19 protein-coding genes and 2 pseudogenes are annotated in these 19,841 nt (G+C 71.6%); 9 read left to right on the forward strand and 12 right to left on the reverse strand.

Annotated features, from left to right (window positions below):
* Positions 1–64: 64 nt before the first annotated feature.
* Together NP777_RS06015 and NP777_RS06020 are read right to left on the reverse strand one after the other, a co-directional pair.
* Positions 65–1,570 (reverse strand): sodium:solute symporter family protein, encoded by a 1,506-nt coding sequence (locus NP777_RS06015; RefSeq protein ID WP_256648988.1) that lies wholly within the window; start codon positions 1,568–1,570, stop codon positions 65–67.
* Complete coding sequence (locus NP777_RS06020; protein ID WP_256648989.1) at positions 1,567–1,767, reverse strand: DUF3311 domain-containing protein; 201 nt, start codon at positions 1,765–1,767, stop codon at positions 1,567–1,569. Before NP777_RS06020 ends, NP777_RS06015 begins: the two co-directional genes overlap by 4 nt.
* A gap of 554 nt (positions 1,768–2,321) precedes the next feature.
* Between NP777_RS06020 and NP777_RS06025 the strand changes: the two genes are divergently transcribed.
* The 6 genes from NP777_RS06025 to NP777_RS06050 are packed head-to-tail and all read left to right on the forward strand — an operon-like array spanning position 2,322 to position 8,688.
* Positions 2,322–2,711, forward strand: coding sequence for an allophanate hydrolase-related protein (locus NP777_RS06025; protein ID WP_256648990.1), 390 nt, complete (start codon positions 2,322–2,324; stop codon positions 2,709–2,711).
* The gene (locus NP777_RS06030) at positions 2,711–3,541 is read left to right on the forward strand and encodes a hydroxypyruvate isomerase family protein (protein WP_256648991.1); all 831 of its coding nucleotides are present in this window, start codon (positions 2,711–2,713) and stop codon (positions 3,539–3,541) included. Before NP777_RS06025 ends, NP777_RS06030 begins: the two co-directional genes overlap by 1 nt.
* 43 nt (positions 3,542–3,584) lie before the next feature.
* A complete protein-coding gene (locus NP777_RS06035; RefSeq protein ID WP_256648992.1) occupies positions 3,585–4,481 on the forward strand; it encodes a 2-hydroxy-3-oxopropionate reductase in 897 nt (298 codons plus the stop codon).
* A gap of 38 nt (positions 4,482–4,519) precedes the next feature.
* A complete protein-coding gene (gene gcl, locus NP777_RS06040; RefSeq protein ID WP_256648993.1) occupies positions 4,520–6,298 on the forward strand; it encodes a glyoxylate carboligase in 1,779 nt (592 codons plus the stop codon).
* A gap of 21 nt (positions 6,299–6,319) precedes the next feature.
* A complete protein-coding gene (alc, locus tag NP777_RS06045) occupies positions 6,320–7,516 on the forward strand; it encodes an allantoicase (protein WP_256648994.1) in 1,197 nt (398 codons plus the stop codon).
* A 59-nt stretch (positions 7,517–7,575) separates the two neighbouring features.
* Positions 7,576–8,688: a glycerate kinase gene (locus tag NP777_RS06050; protein ID WP_256648995.1), complete on the forward strand. Its 1,113-nt coding sequence runs from the start codon at positions 7,576–7,578 to the stop codon at positions 8,686–8,688.
* Positions 8,689–8,709: 21 nt separating this feature from the next.
* Here the strand turns inward: NP777_RS06050 and NP777_RS06055 are convergent, their stop codons facing one another.
* Both NP777_RS06055 and NP777_RS06060 read right to left on the reverse strand, forming a co-directional pair.
* Complete coding sequence (locus NP777_RS06055) at positions 8,710–9,615, reverse strand: oxygenase MpaB family protein (protein ID WP_256648996.1); 906 nt, start codon at positions 9,613–9,615, stop codon at positions 8,710–8,712.
* 15 nt (positions 9,616–9,630) lie between these two features.
* Positions 9,631–10,590, reverse strand: a complete 960-nt coding sequence (locus NP777_RS06060) for a 4-hydroxybenzoate octaprenyltransferase (RefSeq protein WP_256648997.1) — start codon at positions 10,588–10,590, stop codon at positions 9,631–9,633.
* Between the two features lie 218 nt (positions 10,591–10,808).
* Here NP777_RS06060 and NP777_RS48800 point away from each other — a divergent pair.
* Positions 10,809–11,102, forward strand: a pseudogene (locus tag NP777_RS48800) (hypothetical protein).
* A 17-nt stretch (positions 11,103–11,119) separates the two neighbouring features.
* Positions 11,120–11,452 (forward strand): annotated as a pseudogene (locus NP777_RS06070) (nucleotidyl transferase AbiEii/AbiGii toxin family protein); the annotation flags it as partial.
* A 69-nt stretch (positions 11,453–11,521) separates the two neighbouring features.
* Here NP777_RS06070 and NP777_RS06075 read toward each other — a convergent pair.
* From NP777_RS06075 to NP777_RS06110, 8 genes are read right to left on the reverse strand one after another with little or no spacing between them, the layout of a single operon-like run.
* Positions 11,522–12,160: a TenA family protein gene (locus NP777_RS06075; protein WP_256649102.1), complete on the reverse strand. Its 639-nt coding sequence runs from the start codon at positions 12,158–12,160 to the stop codon at positions 11,522–11,524.
* Complete coding sequence (locus tag NP777_RS06080) at positions 12,145–12,891, reverse strand: glutamine amidotransferase (RefSeq protein WP_256648998.1); 747 nt, start codon at positions 12,889–12,891, stop codon at positions 12,145–12,147. The genes NP777_RS06075 and NP777_RS06080 overlap by 16 nt, the downstream gene beginning before the upstream one ends.
* 45 nt (positions 12,892–12,936) lie before the next feature.
* The gene (locus tag NP777_RS06085) at positions 12,937–13,992 is read right to left on the reverse strand and encodes a phosphotriesterase family protein (RefSeq protein ID WP_256648999.1); all 1,056 of its coding nucleotides are present in this window, start codon (positions 13,990–13,992) and stop codon (positions 12,937–12,939) included.
* Positions 13,989–15,008, reverse strand: coding sequence for an ABC transporter permease (locus NP777_RS06090; RefSeq protein ID WP_256649000.1), 1,020 nt, complete (start codon positions 15,006–15,008; stop codon positions 13,989–13,991). The genes NP777_RS06085 and NP777_RS06090 overlap by 4 nt, the downstream gene beginning before the upstream one ends.
* 1 nt (position 15,009) lies before the next feature.
* Positions 15,010–15,777, reverse strand: coding sequence for an ATP-binding cassette domain-containing protein (locus NP777_RS06095; protein ID WP_256649001.1), 768 nt, complete (start codon positions 15,775–15,777; stop codon positions 15,010–15,012).
* Entirely contained in the window at positions 15,777–16,787 is a 1,011-nt protein-coding gene (locus NP777_RS06100; protein ID WP_256649002.1) for a substrate-binding domain-containing protein, read from the reverse strand. The genes NP777_RS06095 and NP777_RS06100 overlap by 1 nt, the downstream gene beginning before the upstream one ends.
* 14 nt (positions 16,788–16,801) lie before the next feature.
* Positions 16,802–17,740: a carbohydrate kinase family protein gene (locus NP777_RS06105; RefSeq protein WP_256649003.1), complete on the reverse strand. Its 939-nt coding sequence runs from the start codon at positions 17,738–17,740 to the stop codon at positions 16,802–16,804.
* Positions 17,737–18,621: a BtpA/SgcQ family protein gene (locus tag NP777_RS06110; protein WP_256649004.1), complete on the reverse strand. Its 885-nt coding sequence runs from the start codon at positions 18,619–18,621 to the stop codon at positions 17,737–17,739. Before NP777_RS06110 ends, NP777_RS06105 begins: the two co-directional genes overlap by 4 nt.
* 155 nt (positions 18,622–18,776) lie before the next feature.
* Here NP777_RS06110 and NP777_RS06115 point away from each other — a divergent pair, with 155 nt between their 5' ends.
* Entirely contained in the window at positions 18,777–19,814 is a 1,038-nt protein-coding gene (locus NP777_RS06115) for a LacI family DNA-binding transcriptional regulator (RefSeq protein ID WP_256649005.1), read from the forward strand.
* The last annotated feature ends 27 nt before the right edge of the window (positions 19,815–19,841 follow it).

The following is a 19,841-nucleotide window of genomic DNA, read 5'->3' on the forward strand; positions in this document are numbered from 1 at the left end:
CCACTCCACAGGAGGAGCCCCGGGCCGGGGCCTCCCGTATGAGGTCCCGGCCAGGGGGAGCGGATCAGCCGGTGCCGGCCGTGGCTTCGGGTTCGGGGCGCAGGGCGGCGGTGGTGGTGGAGGGGACGGGGCTCGCGGTGCGGGTGACGGCGGACGTGGCCACCATGACCACGGTGTTGAGGGCGAGGGCGATGATGCCGACGTTGAGGTCCTTCACCGCCTGGGGGAGTCCCGGCAGGAGACTGCCCACCGTGACGTCGGAGAGGGTGACGACGGCCACCGTGGTGACCCCGACGACGATGCCCGCCGCCGCTCCCTCTTTGGTGACGAACTGCCGTGGCGCGAGGCTCGCCAGCAGCGCGGGGAAGAGCTGGGTGACCAGTGCGTAGCCCATGAGCAGCAGCGAGACGATCGAACTGCCGCCGTTGAAGGTGAAGTAGAGGGAGACCAGGGCGAGCGCGGGGACGAGCAGCTGTGCGAGGCGGCCGATGTGCTGCTCACTGGTGTGGGGCCGGGCGAGGCGGTAGACGTTCTTCGCCAGGCAGGTCGCGGAGGTCATGAGCAGCAGGGATCCGGGGACCAGCGCGGTGAGCAGCCCGGCGCCACCGACGATGCCGACGAACCAGGAGGGGAAGGTGGCGGTGGTGATCCGCAGCAGGGACAGATCCGCGTCGGCGCCTTTGAGGCCCGGCACGACCAGGATGGCGGTGAAGCCGGCGAAGAAGACGAAGAGCAGGATGAGCTGGTAGAGCGGCATGAAGATGGCGTTACGGCGGAAGACGCGTTCGTTCTGGGCGCTGTAGGAGGCGCTGAAGGTGTGCGGCCACATGTAGAAGCCGACCGCCGAGAGCAGCACGGTGGAGGCGAACCACGAGGTGCTCATGCCGCTGGAGGGCAGGGTGAGGAGCTGGGGATGGGCCTTGTCCACCGCGTGGAACATCTCCCCGACGCCGCCGAAGTAGTGCATCGGCAGGTAGATGCCGAGGATGAGGACGATCGCGAGGATGGCGACGTCTTTGAGCACCGAGGTCCAGGCCGAGCCGTGGATGCCCGAGATCGTCACATAGAGGGTCAGCGCCACCGTGCCGATCACGATGGCCCAGTGGGAGGAGATCCGGCCGTCGGAGGAGACGGATACGATGATCCCCAACCCTTTGAGCTGCAGGACGAGATAGGGCACCATCGCGACGACTCCGACGAGGGCCACCAGCGCGCCGAGCAGCGGGCTGTTGAATTTGGCGACGAAGAAGTCGGACTGCGAGATCAGCCGGTGCTGTTTGGCGTAGCGCCACACGGCCGGGAGCAGCCAGTACGACAGCACGTAGGCCAGTGAGGCGTAACAGAGGATGTAGTACGCGGGCGCGCCCTTGCCGTAGGCCCATCCCGAGGCGCCCAGGAAGGTGAAGGTCGTGTAGATCTCGCCGGCCAGCAGCAGGAAGACGAAGATCGTCCCGAAGCCGCGGCCGCCCACCGACCACTGTTCGAGATCCATGTCCCTGCCACGGCGGGCGCGGATTCCCAGGCCCAGGGCCGCGAGCAGGAAGGCGAAGATGACGGCGAGGGCGATCATGAGCTCCGCTCCTCCCGGTTCGCCGGGTCCAGACGGTAGATGACGGCCATGGTCGCCGAGATCAGCACGACCCACATGACCAGCCAGAAGAGGTTGAACGGCATACCGAGGACGTAGGGCGTCACCCGGTTCGCGATGAAGATTCCCCCGAGGATCCCGAGGAACGGGATCGCGCCGAGCAGATGGATGGGTTTCACGTCGAGAACCTCCTGGGGCGGCCGTACTCCACTGGTGGGGCGAGGCCGTCTGGGGCGGGTGGCACGTCTCGCGCGGTGCGGTCGGGACGGGGCCGTGGGGACGCCGCGCATGGCAGGGGAGAGGCGGCGCCTCAGCGGATCGCCCACCGCTGACCAAGGCCGCTGACCCGGGCCGCTGACCCGGGCCGCTCATCAGGGCCGCCGATCGGGGCATCGGCGGCAGGTGAGACGGGCCCGAAGTGCTTTTCGCCATGCGGAATTTATTTTTCGATTGGCAGATGTATAGGTCCGCCGTGAGGGCCTGTCAAGGCTTTTCGCGTCCTCGCTCCGCCCGTCCGCCCGTCCGCCCGGACGTCGCCGCCGTGCCGATGAGTCTGCCATCGAAGTGCGGCGGGTGGGGTGCGGGTGTCCGGGGTGAGTTCCGGGTGGGGGTTGTTATTCCGCAATACAGAAAATAGTATCCGCATCGCAGAAGGATCCGCTGGTTGCCGGACTCCACTCCGGCGCCCGGCCATCACCCGTACTCGTACGCCCTTCGAGAAAGGGGAGATCCCATGGCACGCATGTTCCTCAACGGCCAGGCGATGGAGGGCGGCCCCTTCCATCACCATCTGCGCGGCGCCCCCCTCGTGGCCCGGACCCGCACCGCCCCTGGCCACCGCGTCTTCTCGATCCGGGACACCTGCCCCGGGCTGCTGCCCGACCCCGGTGTCGGCACCGCGGTGGAAGGCGAGGTCTACGACGTCCCCGAGGAGGTGCTGCGCGACCACCTGCTGCCCGCCGAGCCGCCCGAGCTGGAGTTCGGGATTATCCGGCTCCAGGACGGTTCCTCGTCCTTCTCGATGGTCCTTCGCCGCGGTGAGCTGGAGAAGGGCGTGCACAAGGAGATCACCGGCTTCGGCGGTTGGCGTCCGTACCTGAAGAGCCTCGGCCGGGAGAACTGATGAAGAGCCGACTTCCCCACACGGTCAATCTGTCGATCCTGTTCACCGAGCTGCCGTTGCTCGAGCGTCCGGCCGCCGCGAAGGCCGCGGGGTTCGACGCGGTCGAGTTCTGGTGGCCCTACGCGACGGCCGTGCCGACGGACGCGGAGGCCGATGCCTTCGTGCGGGCGGTGCGTGCTGCCGGTGTCCGCCTGACCGGCCTGAACTTCTTCGCCGGGGACATGCCCGGGGGCGACCGGGGCCTGGTGTCCTGGCCGGGCCGGACCGCGGAGTTCCGCGACAACATCGACGTCACCGTGGCGATCGGCGAGCAACTGGGCTGCCGTTCGTTCAACGCGCTGTACGGCAACCGGGTCGACGGCGCCGCCCCGGCCGAGCAGGACGACCTCGCGGTGGAGAACCTGGCACTGGCGGCCAAGGCCGCCGAGCGCGTCGGCGGCACGATCCTGCTGGAGCCGGTCAGCGGCGCCCCGGCGTACCCGCTGCGCACCGCGGCGGACGCGATCGCCGTCATCGACCGGGTGGCGGGCGAGTCCGGCAGCCGCAACCTCCGTCTGCTGGCCGACCTCTACCACCTCTCCGTCAACGGCGACGACGTGGCCGGGGCGATCGCCACCCACGCCGACCGCATCGGCCATGTCCAGATCGCCGACGCACCCGGGCGGGGCGCGCCCGGTACGGGACGGCTGGACCTCGACGGGCTGCTGCTGCGCCTCCAGGCCACGGGCTACGCCGGCTGGGTGGGCCTGGAGTACAAGCCCGAGGGCCCGAGCGCGGACAGCTTCGACTGGCTCCCACGCGAGCGGCGCGGCAGCGACGGCCACGCCTGACATCGACGACACGGACGACACGGACGACACGAAGGAACCTACGATGAGCGCCACTTCCCGGAAGATCGCCTTCATCGGCCTGGGCATCATGGGCGGCCCGATGGCCGCCAACCTGGTGACGGCCGGACACACCGTCACCGGCTACAACCGCAGCCGCGCGGCCGTCGACACCCTGATCGCGGCCGGTGGCCGGGGCGCCGACAGCATCGCCGAGGCGGTGTGCGACGCCGAGGTCGTGATCACCATGGTCCCGGCTGACCCGCAGGTGAAGGAGGTCGTCCTCGGCGAGGGCGGCGTCCTGGAACACGCCGCGCCCGGCACTCTGCTGATCGACATGAGCAGCATCACCCCGCAGACCTCGCTGGAGGTGGACGCCGCCGCGCGGGACAAGGGTCTGCGCACGCTCGACGCCCCGGTGTCCGGCGGCGAGGCGGGCGCCATCGAGGGGGTGCTGTCCATCATGGTCGGCGGCGACCCCGACGACTTCGCCGACGCCAGGCCGGTGTTCGAGGCACTGGGCAGCACCATCGTGCACGTCGGCCCGCACGGGGCCGGGCAGACGGTCAAGGCCGCCAACCAGCTGATGGTGGCCATCCACCTGCAGTCCCTGGCCGAGGCCGTGGTCTTCCTGGAGAACGCCGGCGTGGACCTGAAGGCGGCGCTGGAGGTCCTGGGCGGGGGTCTGGCCGGCTCCACCGTCCTGGCCCGCAAGCGGCAGGCCGTGCTCGACCGCGATTTCAAGCCCGGCTTCCGTATCGACCTGCATCACAAGGACATGGGCATCGTCACCGACGCGGCACGGGCCGTGGGGGCGCCCCTGCCGGTCGGCGCTCTCGTCGCCCAGCTGGTCGCCTCGGCCCGCGCCCACGGCGACGGCGGGCTCGACCACTCCGCCCTGCTGCGCGGCGTCGAGCGGCTGGCCGGCCGCGCCACCCACTGAACCCACACCCCGATGTGCCAATCGACAGGAGCATCCTCATGGCTCGAATGACCGCGGCCCAGGCGGCGGTGGAGATCCTCAAGCGTGAGGGAACCACCCATGTCTTCGGTCTGCCCGGTGCGGCGATCAATCCCTTCTACTCCGCGATGCGCACCAACGGCGGCCTGACGCATGTCCTCGCCCGGCATGTGGAGGGGGCCTCGCACATGGCCGAGGGCTACACCCGCGCCAGGGCCGGGAACATCGGGGTCTGCGTGGGCACCAGCGGCCCCGCGGGCACCGACATGATCACCGGTCTGTACTCGGCCGCGGCGGACTCGATCCCGATCCTGTGCGTCACCGGCCAGGCAGCGGTGGCCAAGCTGCACAAGGAGGACTTCCAGGCCGTCGACATCGCCTCCGTCGCGGGGCCGCTGACCAAGATGGCGATGACCGTGCTGGAGCCCGCGCAGGTGCCCGGCGCGTTCCAGCAGGCGTTCCACCTCATGCGTTCGGGCCGGCCCGGTCCGGTGCTGATCGATCTGCCGATCGACGTCCAGATGGCGGAGATCGAGTTCGACCTGGAGACGTACGAGCCGCTCCCGGTCCACCGGCCGGCCGCCACCCGGGCGCAGATCGACAAGGCCGTCGAGCTGCTCCAGGCCGCCGAACGGCCGCTGATCGTCGCCGGCGGCGGCGTCATCAACGCCGACGCGAGCGCGTTGCTGGTGGAGTTCGCCCAGCTGACCGGGGTGCCGGTGGTGCCCACGCTGATGGGCTGGGGCGCCATCCCCGACGACCACCCGCTCATGGCGGGCATGGCCGGTCTGCAGACCTCCCACCGCTACGGCAACGCCACCCTGCTGGAGTCCGACTTCGTCCTCGGTATCGGCAACCGCTGGGCGAACCGCCACACCGGCGGCCTCGACACGTACACCCGGGGCCGTACCTTCGTCCACGTCGACATCGAACCCACCCAGATCGGCCGGGTCTTCGCCCCTGACTACGGCATCGTCTCCGACGCCAAGTCCGCGCTGGAGCTCTTCGTCGAGGCGGCGGGGGAGCTGACGGCCGCCGGAGCGCTCAGGGACCGCGGCGACTGGGCCGGCAGCTGCCGGCGGCGCAAGGCCACCATGCTCCGCAGGACCCACTTCGACCAGGTGCCGGTCAAGCCGCAGCGGGTCTACGAGGAGATGAACAAGGCGTTCGGGCGCGACACGCGCTACGTCTCCACGATCGGCCTCTCCCAGATCCAGGCCGCGCAGCTGCTCCATGTCTACCGCCCCCGGCACTGGATCAACGCCGGCCAGGCCGGGCCGCTGGGCTGGACCGTGCCCGCCGCCCTGGGCGTGGCGACCGCCGATCCGGACGCCACCGTCGTCGCCCTCTCCGGCGACTACGACTTCCAGTTCATGATCGAGGAACTCGCCGTCGGCGCCCAGTTCCAGATCCCCTACCTCCACGTCGTCGTCAACAACGCCTACCTCGGTCTGATCCGCCAGGCGCAGCGCGGCTTCGACATGGACTACTGCGTCCAGCTGTCCTTCGACAACGTCAACGCCCCCGAGGTGGGCGGCTACGGCGTCGACCACGTCAAGGTCGCCGAGGGGCTGGGCTGCAAGGCCGTCCGCGTGCTCGAGCCCGACCGCATCGCGCCCGCCCTCGAAGAGGCCAAGAAGCTCATGGCCGAGTACCGGGTGCCGGTGGTCGTCGAGGTCATCCTCGAACGCGTCACCAACGTGTCCATGGGAACCGAACTCGACAACGTCACGGAGTTCGAGGAACTGGCCACCGGCCCCCACCACGCCCCCACGGCGCTCCCCGTGGCCCTCGGCTGACCTCCGGGAACAGGAGAGAGCATGAGCGACTTCAGCCGGCTTCCCGACCTCGCCGCCCGCGCCCTCGGCGGCGTCGTCGCGGCCAACGACGAGTTCTTCGCCGAGAAGGAGAATCTGCTGCGCCCCACGGCACCCGTGTTCCAGCCCCACACCTTCGGGCACAAGGGCCAGATCATGGACGGCTGGGAAACCCGGCGCCGCCGCCCCGAATACGAGGAGGGCGACCACGACTGGGCCGTCGTACGGCTCGGCGCGCCGGGTGTGATCCGCGGTGTCGTCGTCGACACGGCGCACTTCACCGGCAACTACCCGGAGTCCTGTTCGCTCGACGCGTGTGCCGCCGAGGGCCATCCCACACCGGCCGAACTCCAAGGGGCCGAATGGGTTCCGATCGTTCCGCCGAGCCCCCTGCGCGGAGACACCGAGCACCGCTTCGAGGTGGCGGACGACCGGCGGTTCACCCACGTCCGCCTCAACATCCACCCCGACGGCGGGGTGGCCCGGCTACGTGTCCACGGCGACGTGATCCCGGACCCGCGATTCCGCACCGGCTCCGTCTGGGACCTGGGCGCGGTGGAGAACGGCGGCCGCGTCTCCGACGCCAGTGACCGCTTCTACTCCCCGCCCAACAACGTGCTGTCCCCGGGGCTGCCCCGGGTGATGGGCGACGGCTGGGAAACCCGCCGACGCCGCGGTGGCGGCAACGACTGGGTGATCGTCGAACTCGCCGCGCGGGGACAGCTCACCCAAGCGGCGCTCGACACCTCGTACTTCATCGGAAACTCCCCGGGGTCGGCACGGCTGCGGGGCGTCGACGCCACGGTGGCGGACCCGGACGATCCCGGGGCCTGGTTCGACCTGCTGCCGCGCACCCGGCTGCAGCGGGACACCCGGCACCGCTTCCGTATCGGCGCCTCCCGCCCCGTCAGCCACGTCAAGCTCGACATCTATCCCGACGGTGGCCTGGCGCGGCTCCGGCTGTTCGGCGAGCCCACCCCCGCCGGCCTCGCCGCGCTCGGGCTGCGCTGGTTCGACCTGCTGCCCGCCGCCCAGGCGGTGCGGGTCCTGATCACCGAGTGCGGCGCGGCACCGGAGTGGGCGCGGGACGTCGTCGAAAGGCGCCCGCTGACCGATCCGGACGGACTGGCCAAGGCGCTGGAGGAGTGCGAGCCGTCGGTGGCCGCCCGCGTACGCGACCTGGTGGCGACGGCCCCCTGACCGCGCCGGCGGACGACGCCGGGCGGATCGCCGCCCGGCCCGGAAGGAGAGGGAAACGGGTGCGCGTACTGATCGCGGCGGACAAGTTCAAAGGGTCGCTGACCGCGGCTCAGGTCGCCGAACGGCTCACCGCCGGGCTCCGGCGGGTGGCCCCCCACGCGTCGGTCGTGTCCGTACCGGTCGCCGACGGCGGTGACGGCACGGTGGACGCCGCGGTCGCGGCCGGGTTCGGCCGACGCGAGATACGCGTGACCGGACCCGTGGGCAGGCCGGTGACCGCCGCCTACGCCCTGCGGAACGGCGCCGCGGTCGTCGAAATGGCGGAGGCGTCCGGGCTGCGGCACCTCCCGGCGGACGTCTTCGCGCCGCTCACCGCCACGTCGTACGGCACCGGCGAAGTGCTGCGCGCCGCGCTGGACGCCGGGGCCCGTTCGATCGCCCTGGGTGTCGGCGGCAGTGCGACGACCGACGGCGGCGCGGGGATGCTGTCGGCGCTCGGCGCACGGTTCCTGGACGCGTCCGGCGCCCCGGTCGGCCCCGGCGGGGCGGCGCTGGCCCGGCTCGCGAAGGCCGACCTGTCCGGGCTCGACCCCCGGCTCGCGGAGGTGGACCTCGTGCTGGCGAGCGACGTCGGCAATCCGCTGCTCGGACCGAAGGGCGCGGCCGCGGTCTACGGACCCCAAAAGGGCGCATCCCCAGAGGAGGTGGGCATCCTCGAGGGCGCCCTGCGCCACTACGCGCGAACGTGCGGGTTCCCCGGCGCCGCCGAGGAACCCGGGGCCGGGGCGGCCGGCGGCCTCGGCTTCGGCGCCCTCACCGCACTGCGGGCGCGGTTTCGCCCCGGAGTGGAGGTGATGCTGGACCTGCTCGGCTTCGGCGAGGCCCTGGCTCGAGCGGATTTGGTGATCACCGGTGAGGGCTCCCTGGACGCCCAGACCCTCCATGGCAAGGCACCGGCGGGCGTCGCCTCCCGGGCCCGCGCACACGGCCTGCCCGTGGTCGCCGTCTGCGGCCGGTTGTCCCTGGATCCAGCCTCCTTGAACGCCGTCGGCATCCATCGGGCGTACGCCCTGACCGACCTGGAGCCCGACGTCCCCCGCTGCCTCGTCCAGGCGGGGCCGCTGCTGGAGCGGGTGGCGGCGCGCATGGCGAAGGACTTCCCGCTCGCCTGAAGCGGACGCGGCCACATGGGCTCATCCCTGCCGCGCCGTCGCCAGCCGCTCCCGTGCGGCGGCCTGGATCTTGGAGGGCCCGAGCCCCCATTGGAGGGTGCGTCCGACGGCCGTCGCCAGGGGCCGGTCCCAGCCGGTGCGGACGGGGGCCGGGCGGTGGATGCCGAGTTCGGCGCGGGCCCAGTCGGGGAGGAGTCCGACCGAGGCGTTCGTGAGCAGGCCTGCGACCAGCCGCTCCCGGCGGGTGCGTCCGAAGCGGCGCAGGAACAGCACCGAGTCCAACGCGGCGGGAGTGGCGTGGAGTTGGGGACGGAGACGGGTCAGGTAGCGCTCGGCTTCGAGGGACGTGCGCGGTACGTTCCGTGCGCCCAACGCCTCGGCCACGGGGGCGGCCTGACGGTAGTAGGCGTCGCACTCGGCGGGGGTCAGCCGGAGTGGCCGGGGTGCGTAGGCCTGGTGGCCGGCGAGGAAGCTGCGCACCTCGGCGGTGTGCACCCAGGTGAGCAGGTCGGGGTCGTCCGCGCGGTACGGCCGGCCGTCGGGGGCGGTGCCGTGCACCCGAGTGTGGATCCGCCGGACCAAGTCGATCACCTCGCGGGCGGCGGCAGCGGAGCCGAAGGTGGTCGTGGTGATGAACCGTACGGTTCCGTTCAGCCGCCCGACCGGATCGGCGCGGAAGTCGGAGTGCTGATCGACCCCCGCCATGGCCAGCGGATGCAGCGACTGGAGCATGAGCGCGGCGAACCCGCCGGTGAGCATCCCGGTGGCCTGCCCGTGCACCCGCCACACCGGGTCTCCCGGCGCGATCCCGAACAGCCCGGGATCACCGGGCGGCCCCGCGTACCGCTCCAGTTTGAGATCCCCGCCGTGCATGGTCGCCGTGAGTTCCGCCGCGATCCGGTCCCGCAGTCCCACCAGCACCTCCACCAGGATCCGTGTCCCTCAGCCGAGGGTACCGAGCCGCCCGGCGAGTACGGCCACGAGGATAAGGAGTCCGCACAGGGGATTGGTGCCGAACGCCCGCCCGCAGGCTCCGATGTCCGCGGGGTCGGCCCGCCGTACCTGCCATCCCAACTGCCCCGCCACCACGCACAGTCCGGGCCAGTACAGCGGCCCGAGCCCGGCCACGACACCGAACCAGGCCAGCAGCACCACACACCCCGCGTACACGCCGCCCACCAGCACCCGGCTACGACGCCCCAGCAGCACGGCGGCCGACCGCACCCCGGCCCGCACATCGGCCGCCCGGTCCTGGCAGGCGTAGATCACGTCCGTCCCCACGGCCCAGCAGATCAGCGCCCCGTACAGCACCCAGCCCCCGCCCCCGAGCCCCCCGGCGAGCAGGCCGTACACCAGCGGCACCGTCCAGTTCATGGTGATCCCCAGCCACACATGCGGCCAGTGGGTGACCCGCTTCATATACGGATACACCGCCGCGAGGGGCGCCCCGGCCGCCGCCCACACCACGGCCTCCACACTCCAGAACCCCATCACCAGCGGAGCGACGGCCCCCACCACGACACACAGCACCAGTGCCCGCCCGGCCGCCAGCCGCCCGGAGGCGACGGGCCGCCCCGCCGTACGCGGCACCTGCGCGTCGAACCGCGCGTCCAGCACATCGTTGAGCCCGCACGCGGCCCCTCTCGACAGCACCCCGTACACCAGGAGCAGCAGCCCGAGCAGGCCCCCGTCCCGGGGCCCGGCGATCGCTCCCAGGGCGATCCATCCGGGCACCACCAGCAGCCAGGCCCCCACCGGCCGGTCCAGCCGCAGCAACTCCAGATACGGCCGCACCCCGGCGGGGGCCCGCCCCACCAACCGGGCGGCGCGGCCTTGGGCCGGGACTTGAGCCGAGACTTGAGTCAGGGCTTGGCCCGAGGGGGCTTGTGAGGCGACGGTCATACCGATTCATGTCCCTTTCCAGGGGGATGAGATGCCGATCGGTCCAACCTAGCCTCGGTCAGGGCGAGTTCCCCGTCGTTTCCGGAGGCTGCACCGTGGCGGCCACGACGGGGGCCGGTGATGAAGTCGGCGACGTGGCCGGTATGGCGATTTTACTGGTCTGCCTGACGATGGGGACTGCCGTGGTCGGCTGCGCGGACGGCACAAGCATGTCCGCCATGCCTGCCGCTGAGCCGTCACCGTCCGCTGCCGAGGCGCTGCGGCAGCGTTACGCGCGAAGACTCCCGACGCGCTCGGCCGGCTGGCCGGGCCGACCCACGGCTCCGTCCAGCTGCCGCTGCACGTGGTGTGCTCGCCGAAGGGCAGCACGATGACCTGATCGCCCTGCTGACCGAGATCTCCTCATCGACCAGTGGCCCGTCCCGCGCACACTGATCAGCCGGGCCATCCGTGACGTGTGGGAAAAGGCTTTCCCCGAACTGGCTTCGGCCCGCCCGGGAGCCGCGGCGTGAACCTCAGCGATCTCTCCGCCGGCGGTGAGCAGTGCGAGGTCGACATCCTCGAAGAGGCGTTCCGGCACCCACCCACGGCGGCCGAGTACGGTCCCGTCCTCGCGCTGGACGACGTCATCGGCACGAAGGTGCGGGCACTGCCCGACCGCGGCGCCGTGCGCGACCTGATCGACGTCCACGCCGCTTCCCGCCTCCGTACCACCGCGGACCTGGATCGACTCGGCCGCCGCCACGCCCGCGACGAATTCATCGCTTACGGCCTTACCGAGGCGGACACGGCCACCTTGCGGGCCTGGGCTCGGGACTGGGCAGACGACCTTACCCAGCGGCCGCACGAGGAGACCACGGACGACCGATCGGCCTTGCCCGGGGACGCACCGGACGGCTGGGCCGGGGGAGTGCCCCCCGCCGAGACCCGGTCACCCGAACACCGCGTCGTGGAAGGCGATTTCCGCCTCCAGCATGCCGGTGAACCAGCGGGTCAGCCGCTCCTGGGGGATGTCCTCCGGCAGGGCGTCGACCTCCGCCGCGAGAGCCCGTACCCCGTCCCGGAACGCCTGGTCGGCGTGGAGCGCCACCCAGGCGCTCATCGCGCCGTCGGGAACGGCGCCGCGCTCGTGTGCCCGGGTGCACCAGGTGAGGTAGAGGCTCTCCGCGGCGAACAGCATGGTCATCACCGCCGGGTAGCCGCCTTCCCGCGCCACGTCGAGTGCGTACCGCGACAGCACCTCGGCCCGCCGGGCGGCGTCCGGCCGGGCGGGGACGGGCCAGGCGGCGCGGGCTTCGCGGAAGTAGTCCGCCTGGGTGGTGGTCAGCGCGTGGACCGCACGGGCGTTGCGCTCCAGCGCCGTCCGGCCGGGAGCGCCCCACACGGCCAGTCCGTGCAGCCGGGTGGCCGTCTCCACGAACGCGGCCTCGATCTCCAGATAGTCGGCGTAGTCGGCGTCGCTGATCGTGCCGGCCGTGACCTCGGCGACGAAGCGCATGCGCAGCGCCTGTTCCATGACCGGGGCGGCGGCCTTCAGGAGCCGCTCGGACCGGCTCAACGGGAGAGCCATTCGACGAGGCCGCCGAAGACCCGGGCGTAGCCGTCCCACTGCTCGCAGAACGCCGCGGGCGCCCAGTGCGGCGAGCAGTCGGAGGTGAAGACGGCCGAGCGTCCCGCGCCGTACTCGGCCACCGCCACCAGGGGGTCGCCGCCCAGGGTGGCCAGGACCTCGGCGCCCGGACGTGGCCGGACGCGGTTGTAACCGAGCAGCGGCGGCCATTCGCCGGTCACCCCGCCGAGGGCGGGATGGCCGGTGCCGACGGCCGACGGGCGGCCGCCCGCGGGGAGTTCGACGCGGTCGTCCTCGGGCAGCAGCTCGACCGGCAGCACCTCGTGCAGCGCGGTGTTGCGGTAGGCGGCCTTGCCCTCGAAACCGGTGAAGGAGAGGTAGCCGCCGACCATCAGCAGCCCGCCGCCGTCGCCGACCCATCCGCGCAGTGCCTCGATCCGGTCGGCCCCCGGCATGCCCCGCTCGAACACCTCGGGCGAGAGCTGGAGGGAGTTCGCCCCGATGTCGGAGAGGACGACGACGTCGTAGCGGGCGAGCGCCTCGGCGTCGCCCGGGAACTGCCCGGGTACCAGATGCGCGGGCAGGTGGGCGACCTCGTGCCCGCGGCTCTCCAGCGCCCGGCGCAACGGCTCGACTCCGGTCACATAGCTACTGGTGGTGAACGAGTCGACCCCCTTGATGTGTGTGGACTGGGAGATCCAGCTCTCACCGGCTATCAGGACGCGGCTCACAGGGTGCTCCTTCGAACGGGAAGTGAGGGAAACGGTGGGGTGTGGTCAGGACGCGGCGGCGTGCTCGAACAGCCGGGCCGGGTTGGTGTGCAGCAGGCCCGCGGCGGCCCGCCGGTCCACGCCGTGCTCGACGAGCCGGGAGAGGAACAGCTCCGGCACATAGCGGAAGCCGTTGCCGCCGTAGGCGGTGAGCATGCTCTTGAGGAACACGTCGTGGCTGAGCAGCAGCCGGTCGCCGTGTCCGCGGGCGATGAGCCCGGCGATCGCGTGCGCGGTTTCGTGGGGCGCCGGGGACTGCCCCTCGCCGGGGTAGCGGAACGGCATGCCGATCATGTCGAATTCGAGCCAGACGCCGCGGTCGGCCACCGACCGCTGATAGTCCGGGTCGGCGTGCGAGGGGTCCATATGGCACAGCACCACGGCGGCCGGTGCCACCCCGTACTCTCCCAGCACCAGGTCGAGGACCTCGTGGGCGCGGCGCTGCCAGCCGGGCAGATGGACGTAGAGCGGGACACCGGTCTCGCGCTGGGTGCGCGCGGCGGCGCGCAGCGCGGTGTGCTCGCCCTCGGTGAACCGCGGGGAGACCCCGATCTCGCCGATGACGCCCGGCCGGATCCCGGTGCCGTCGGCTCCCTCGGTGAACTCGGCCAGCAACGCGGCGGCGAGGTCGCGCTCGTCCGCCGGTGACAGTGGCCGGGGGTGGTAGGGCTCCAGGTACCAGCCGCTGCCCATGACCACACGTACGCCGCTGTCCTCGGAGAACGCGCGCAGCGCCGCCGGGTCGCGGCCCAGTCCGCCCGGAGTGACGTCGACGATCGTGCCGCCCCCGCCGGCGGCGAACGCGCGCAGGTCGGCCAGCATCCCTTCGGTGTCGTCGAGCACACAGTGGTCGAGGCAGGCGTACGGCTGCTCGCGCAGCAGCCAGGCCAGTTCGGGCGTGGTGCGGGCGTCGCGCAGCTGACCGAGCCGGGGGTCGGCCGGGGCGGTGACGGCCTTGCGGACGTCGTTGCGCAGATGCTCATGGGTGAGGGTGAGGCCGAGCCCAGTGCTGGGCACTGGCCCGGTCACCGTGGTCACGGTGGTGGGGGAGGGGTCGCTCATGAGCGGCCCGTCAGATGGGTGAACAGATCGGCCATCGCCCGGCCGCGCAGGTTGAGCCAGATCGCGGCGAGCAGTACCAGTCCGGTGACGATGGGGGTGAGGAACGGGCTCACGCCGAGCAGATTGAGGCCGTTGGCGATGACTCCGGTGATGAGGGCGCCGATGACGGTGCCGAGCACGGTGCCCCGGCCGCCGAACAGATTGGTGCCGCCGAGCACGACCGCGGCGATCACGGTGAGTTCGAAGCCCTGTCCGGAGTTGGCGGAGCCGGAGCCGAGCCTGGCCGCGGTGAGCAGCCCGGCGATACCGGCGGCCATACCGGTCAGCATCAGGGTGATCATCTTGATCCGGGCGGTGTTCACCCCCGCTCGCCGTACGGACTCCTCCTGGGCGCCGATGCCGTTGACGTAGGAGCCGAACGGCAGCTTCGACAGCAGGACCGCTCCGACGGCGACCGTGGCCAGGGCGATCCAGGCCAGCGCGGACAGCCCGACGAAGGAGGCGTCGCCGAGCTTGGCGACGAAGAGCCGGGCGTCGATGGGGACGGAGAACCCCTTGGTCCACAACTGTGCCAGGCCGCGGACGACCGACATGGTGGCGAGCGTGACGATGAACGGGGGGATCTTCTGGTAGGCCGACAGCCATCCGTTGACGGCACCCCAGAAGAGCCCGGCGAGCAGCGCCACGACGATCACCACGGAGGAGTCCCAGCCGGCCTGCAGCATCTCGGCGGTGCAGGTGGCGGTGAACGCGAGGATCGATCCCACGGACAGGTCGATCTGCCCGGTGCTGATCACGAAGGTCATGGCGACCGCCACGATCAGGGTGATCGCCACCTGGGTGGCCAGGTTGGCCAGGTTGGTGAAGGTCAGGAAGTTGGGGGCGGCGATGCCGAAGCCGAGGAAGAGCGCGACGCCAACGCCGAGCATGGCCAGGGTGGCCTTGTTGGCGCGCTGCCAGCGGCCCGGCGGCCGGCCCAGTACGGCGGTGGTGCGCATCGCGGTGTCGGCGCTCATGTCAGGCCACCTCCTGGGTGCCGGGCCCGCCGTTCGTGGCGCCGGAGCGCGTGATCATGGCGACGAGCCGTTCGATGTCGAGATCGGCGATCGGGGCGTCCTCGACGCTGCGTCCCTCGTACATCACGGTGATCCGGTCGCAGACCTCGAACAGGTCCTGCAGCCGGTGGGTGATCAGGATGACGCCGACGCCCTGGGCGGCGACGTCGCGGATCATCTTCAGCACCTGCCGGACCTCGGCGACGGCGAGGGCGGCGGTGGGTTCGTCCAGGATCAGCACGCGCGGGCCGAAGGACACCGCACGGGCGATCGCCACGGCCTGCCGCTGCCCTCCGGACAGCTCGCCGATCTCCTGGTAGGTGGATTTCACCCGGACGTGCAGTTCGGAGAGGGTTTCCGCCGCTCGGGCGTGCATCGTCGCGCGGTCGATGAAGGGGCCTCGGCGCGGTTCACGGCCGAGGAACAGATTGCTGGCCACATCGAGGGTGTCGCACAGCGCGAGGTCCTGGTAGACGATGCCGACCCGCTCCCGGCGGGCGTCGGCGGGGCTGGTGAAGCGGACGTCGCGGCCGTCGATGGAGATCTGCCCGCCGTCGTGCTGGACCGCACCGGCCAGGACCTTCATCAGGGTCGACTTCCCGGCGCCGTTGTCGCCGACCAGGCCGAGCACCTCGCCCGGGGCCAGGGTCAGGTCGACGCCGCGCAGCGAGCGGACGGCGCCGAACGATTTGGTGATTCCTCGCAGGGAGACCAGCGCGCTCTCGCCCATCACTTCTCCAGGTAGTAGAGGTAGTTCTTGACGTTGTCCGGGGTCACCAGCTGGGTGGGGACGGGCACCTGCCGGCGGGTGGTGCGGCCGCAGGCCAGGTCGATCGCGGAGTTCATGGCCTCGTAGCCGAACCGGAAGGTGTTCTGCTGCAGCACACCGGTGATCCACCCGGCCCGCAGTCCGTCGACGGCCTGGCTGGACAGGTCCCATCCGACGACCTTGAGGTTCTCGGTGCGGTGCTGGCTGACCACGGCGGCGGCCAGGCCGATCAGGGCGGGCTCGCCGGTGGCGTAGGCGTACTTCAGGCCCGGGTCGCGGGTGAGCAGGTTCTCGGCGGCGGTCTGGGCGTTCTCCTGGATGTTGCGGCCGTCGACCACGTTCTGGATCTTCATGCCCTTGGCGGTGACGGCGTCGGTGAAACCTTTCTGCCGCTCGTTCTGGATGGTGCTGTTGAGCGCGCCGACGACGCCTATCCCTCCGCGGTTGCCGGCCGTCTTCAGCAGGGCCTCGCCGATCCGCCGGCCGCCCTCCGCGTTGCCGACGCCGACCTGGGCGGAGACCGCGGGGTCGTCGACGGTGGCGTCCACCGCGACGACCGGCACGCCCGCCGCCTTGGCCCGGCGGATGGCGGGCTTGATGCCCTCGGTGTCGACCGCGTCCACGATGACGGCGTCGTAGTGGTTGGCCACCAGGTCGTCGATGGCGTTGGACTGGGTGGCGGAGTCGTCGTTGCCGTTGACGATCTGGGTCTTCACCCCGGCCTTGCGGGCCACGGTCCGGGCGCCGGTGTTGATCTGGTTGAAGAACAGCGCCTGGAGGTTGATGGGCACGATGCCGATCTTCGGCGCGTGGCCGCGGACGGTACAGGAGCGGGCGACCTCCGCGGGCGGCGGCGGGCCCTGCTCGGTGGTCTTCTTCTCGGCCGCCATCTCGCGGCGGGCCTGGGTGTCGCAGCCGACGGTCGTCAGCAGCAGGCCCAGCGCGACCACGGCCGTCACTTTCTGGCGCATCTGCTCTCCTTGTCTTACCTGGTGCGGGTCGGCTCCGGGGTTTCGGGAGTGGGGTGGGCGGCGAGCCAGGAGTCGATGGCCCGCCGGTCGGGCAGCCCGTCACGGGCGCCGGGGCGGGTACAGGACAGGCCGGCCGCGACGGCGGCGAAGCGCGCCGCCTCCAGCGGGGACCGGCCCCGGTCCAGTTCGGCACAGTATGCGCCGGTGAAGCAGTCTCCGGCCCCGGTGGCGTCGACCGTGTCCACCTCGATCGCCGGACCGTCGTGGCGTTCACCCGCCGGGGTCAGCAGGGTCCAGCCGCGGGCACCGTCGGTCACGACCAGATGGACGTCATGGTCGGCGGCGGCCCGGACCAGGGCCGGTTCCCCGCCCAGCAGCGCGACGGCCAGCGGCCGGCCGACGACGGCGTGATCGGCCGCGGACAGCGCGGTGCGCATCGCCTCCGCATGGTCGCAGCCGTCGAGGTCCACCACCAGGCCCGGTCCGGGTGTCCCGGGCGGGGCGTCGGCGGCGGCCTCGGCCAGTGCGGCGGCGGCCTCGGGGAAGCGGTAGCCGTCGAGGTAGAGCCAGTCCGCCCCGGCTTCGCGCGCGGCCCGTGCCGTACGGGTGATGTGCCGGGCGTCCAGCTCGTCGTCCTGGCTGATGACGGCGCGTTCGCCGTCCGGGGTGAGCAGTACGACGGCGGTGGTGAGGGTGCCGGTGCGGGCGGTCCAGTCGGTGCGGACCCCGTCGGCGGCGAGCGCGGCGAGGAACGCCGTGCTCCGCGGCTCAGGTCCGACCACACCGGCGAACCACGCGTCGGCCCCGGTCCGGGCGGCGGCCGCCGAGGCGTTGGCGGCCATCCCGCCGTGGCCGTGGCGGATGGCGGTCGCCTGCACGCGGTCACCGGGGGCGGGCAGCGCGGGCACACCGACGGTCAGGTCGATGTTGGCGTACCCGCAGAAGACGATCACGGGAGCACCACTCCGGCCTTGGCCGCCGCCGTGGTCAGCTCGCGGACCTTGGCCCGGTCGACCCGGCCCCACCAGCGGCCGTTGTCCTTCACCGAGGACGCGACGATCACTCCGTCGCAGGCCGGCAGCAGGCCGCCGATATTGCCCGCGGTGATTCCGGAGCCGATCACCACCGGCAGGGTGGTGTGGGCGGAGATGCCCTCGACCTCCTCCAGCGAGGCGGCGTCCCCGGTCCGGGAGCCGGTGGCGATCAGCACATCGGCGCCGAAGAACTCGGCGTCCTCGGTCTGTTCGGCCAGCGTGCGGTCGGCGACGATGGCGTGCGAACCGTGCTTGACGTGCACATCGGCGAAGACCTTGACCGGGCCGGCGCCGATCCGGCTGCGATAGCGGCTGGCGTGTGCCGACTGGCCCTCGATGATGCCCTCGTTGGCGACATAGGCGTTGGCCCACTGGTTGACCCGTACGAATCCGCCGCCGCCGGACCAGGCGGAGGCGATGGCGCACTCGGCGGCGTTGGACAGCACGCTGACCCCGAGCCTGCCGCCGGCCCCCTCCAGTACGGCGTGCCGCACCCGGTCGGTCACCACGGCCATCGCCGCCGAGGTCTCATAACCGTGTTCGCCCGGCTTGAGGAACGGGATGTCCCAGTGGTTCTCCACGATCAGCCCGTGGCAGCCGCCCTCCAGATAGGCCCGCGCCTCCTCGACCGCGAAGGCGCAGATCTCGTCCAGCGGGGTGCCCTCGTAATGCGGGCTGCCGGGCAGCGGCGGCAGGTGTACCACGCCGATGACGACCTTCGGGGTGGAGAACAGCTCCTTGATCGCGTTCGGCCGGGGCGGGAACACCCCGAGGCCGCTCATGCTCCCGGATATCGTCATCGGGCCACCTCAATGCAATCGATTACAGTCGAGTTGCGGAGGACCGTAGACAGGGGTCAGGAGCCGTGTCAAGGCTCTATGCTGATTCAATGCGTCAGGTCGCATCGGTGTTGAAGCCATGTGACCGCCACGTTTCCCGGCAGGAAGGTAATCGATTGCAACGGGTCACGATCGCTCAGGTCGCCGAGCGGGCCGGTGTCTCCACCGCCACCGTGTCGCGGGTGCTCTCCCGCCGGGGCCAGGTCTCGGCCGCGGTCGAACGCAAGGTCCGCCGCGCCGCCGACGACCTGGGCTACCAGGTCAATGTCATCGCCAGGGCACTGCGCAACAGTCGTACCGACACCGTGGGGATGGTCGTGCCCAGCATCACCAACCCGTTCTTCACCTCCCTGGTGGAGAGCGTGGAACACGCCCTGGGGAGGGAGGGCAAGGAGCTGTTCCTGTGCGACGCGCGCTCCGACCCGCGGATCGAGGCGCGCCGGCTGGCCTCGCTCGCCGCGCGCAATGTCGACGGCATCATCGTCAGCCCGAGCCACGGCGTCGACAGCCGGCCCGCCGTGCAGCAGACCGCGGACCGGCTGCCGCTCGTCCAGCTCGACCGGTTCGTCGACGGCACCACCACCGACTGGGTGGGGGTCGACGACGTCGCCGCGATGCGGCAGGTCATGGACCACCTCCACGACGGCGGGACGCGGTCGGCGGCCTTCATCGGCTCGCTGATGACCCACTCCTCCACGGAACAGCGGTTCGCCGGGTTCCGGCGGCGCGCCGAGGAGCTGAACATCGAGGTCAAGCCCGACCAGGTGCTGCTCGGGGACTACAGCGTGGAGTGGGGCGAGGCCGCCGTGGCCCGGCTGATCGCGGAAGGCGGCCTTCCGGACGCGCTCGTATGCGCCGATGACCTGATCGCGCTCGGGGCCACCCGCGCCTGCCGGGCCCACGGTTTCGCGGTGCCCCAGCAGGTGCAGGTGACCGGCTACGACGACATCGAGTTCTCCCGGCTGGCCGAACCGGCCCTGACCACGGTCCACCAGCCCCGCGACCGGATCGCCGCGGAGGCGGTACGGCTGCTGGCCGCGGCGAGCCTGGCCAAGGACGCCGAGCGTGGTCCGCACGCGCGTATCTCACTCGTGCCGACCCTGGTGGTACGCGACAGCACCCGGGCCACGCAAGCGCCCCCGGCCCGCACATGACGGCGACTCACCACAACCCCAGGAGGA

The sequence above is a fragment of the Streptomyces rugosispiralis genome (assembly GCF_024505145.1).
GTDB classification, from domain to species: Bacteria; Actinomycetota; Actinomycetes; order Streptomycetales; family Streptomycetaceae; genus Streptomyces; species Streptomyces rugosispiralis.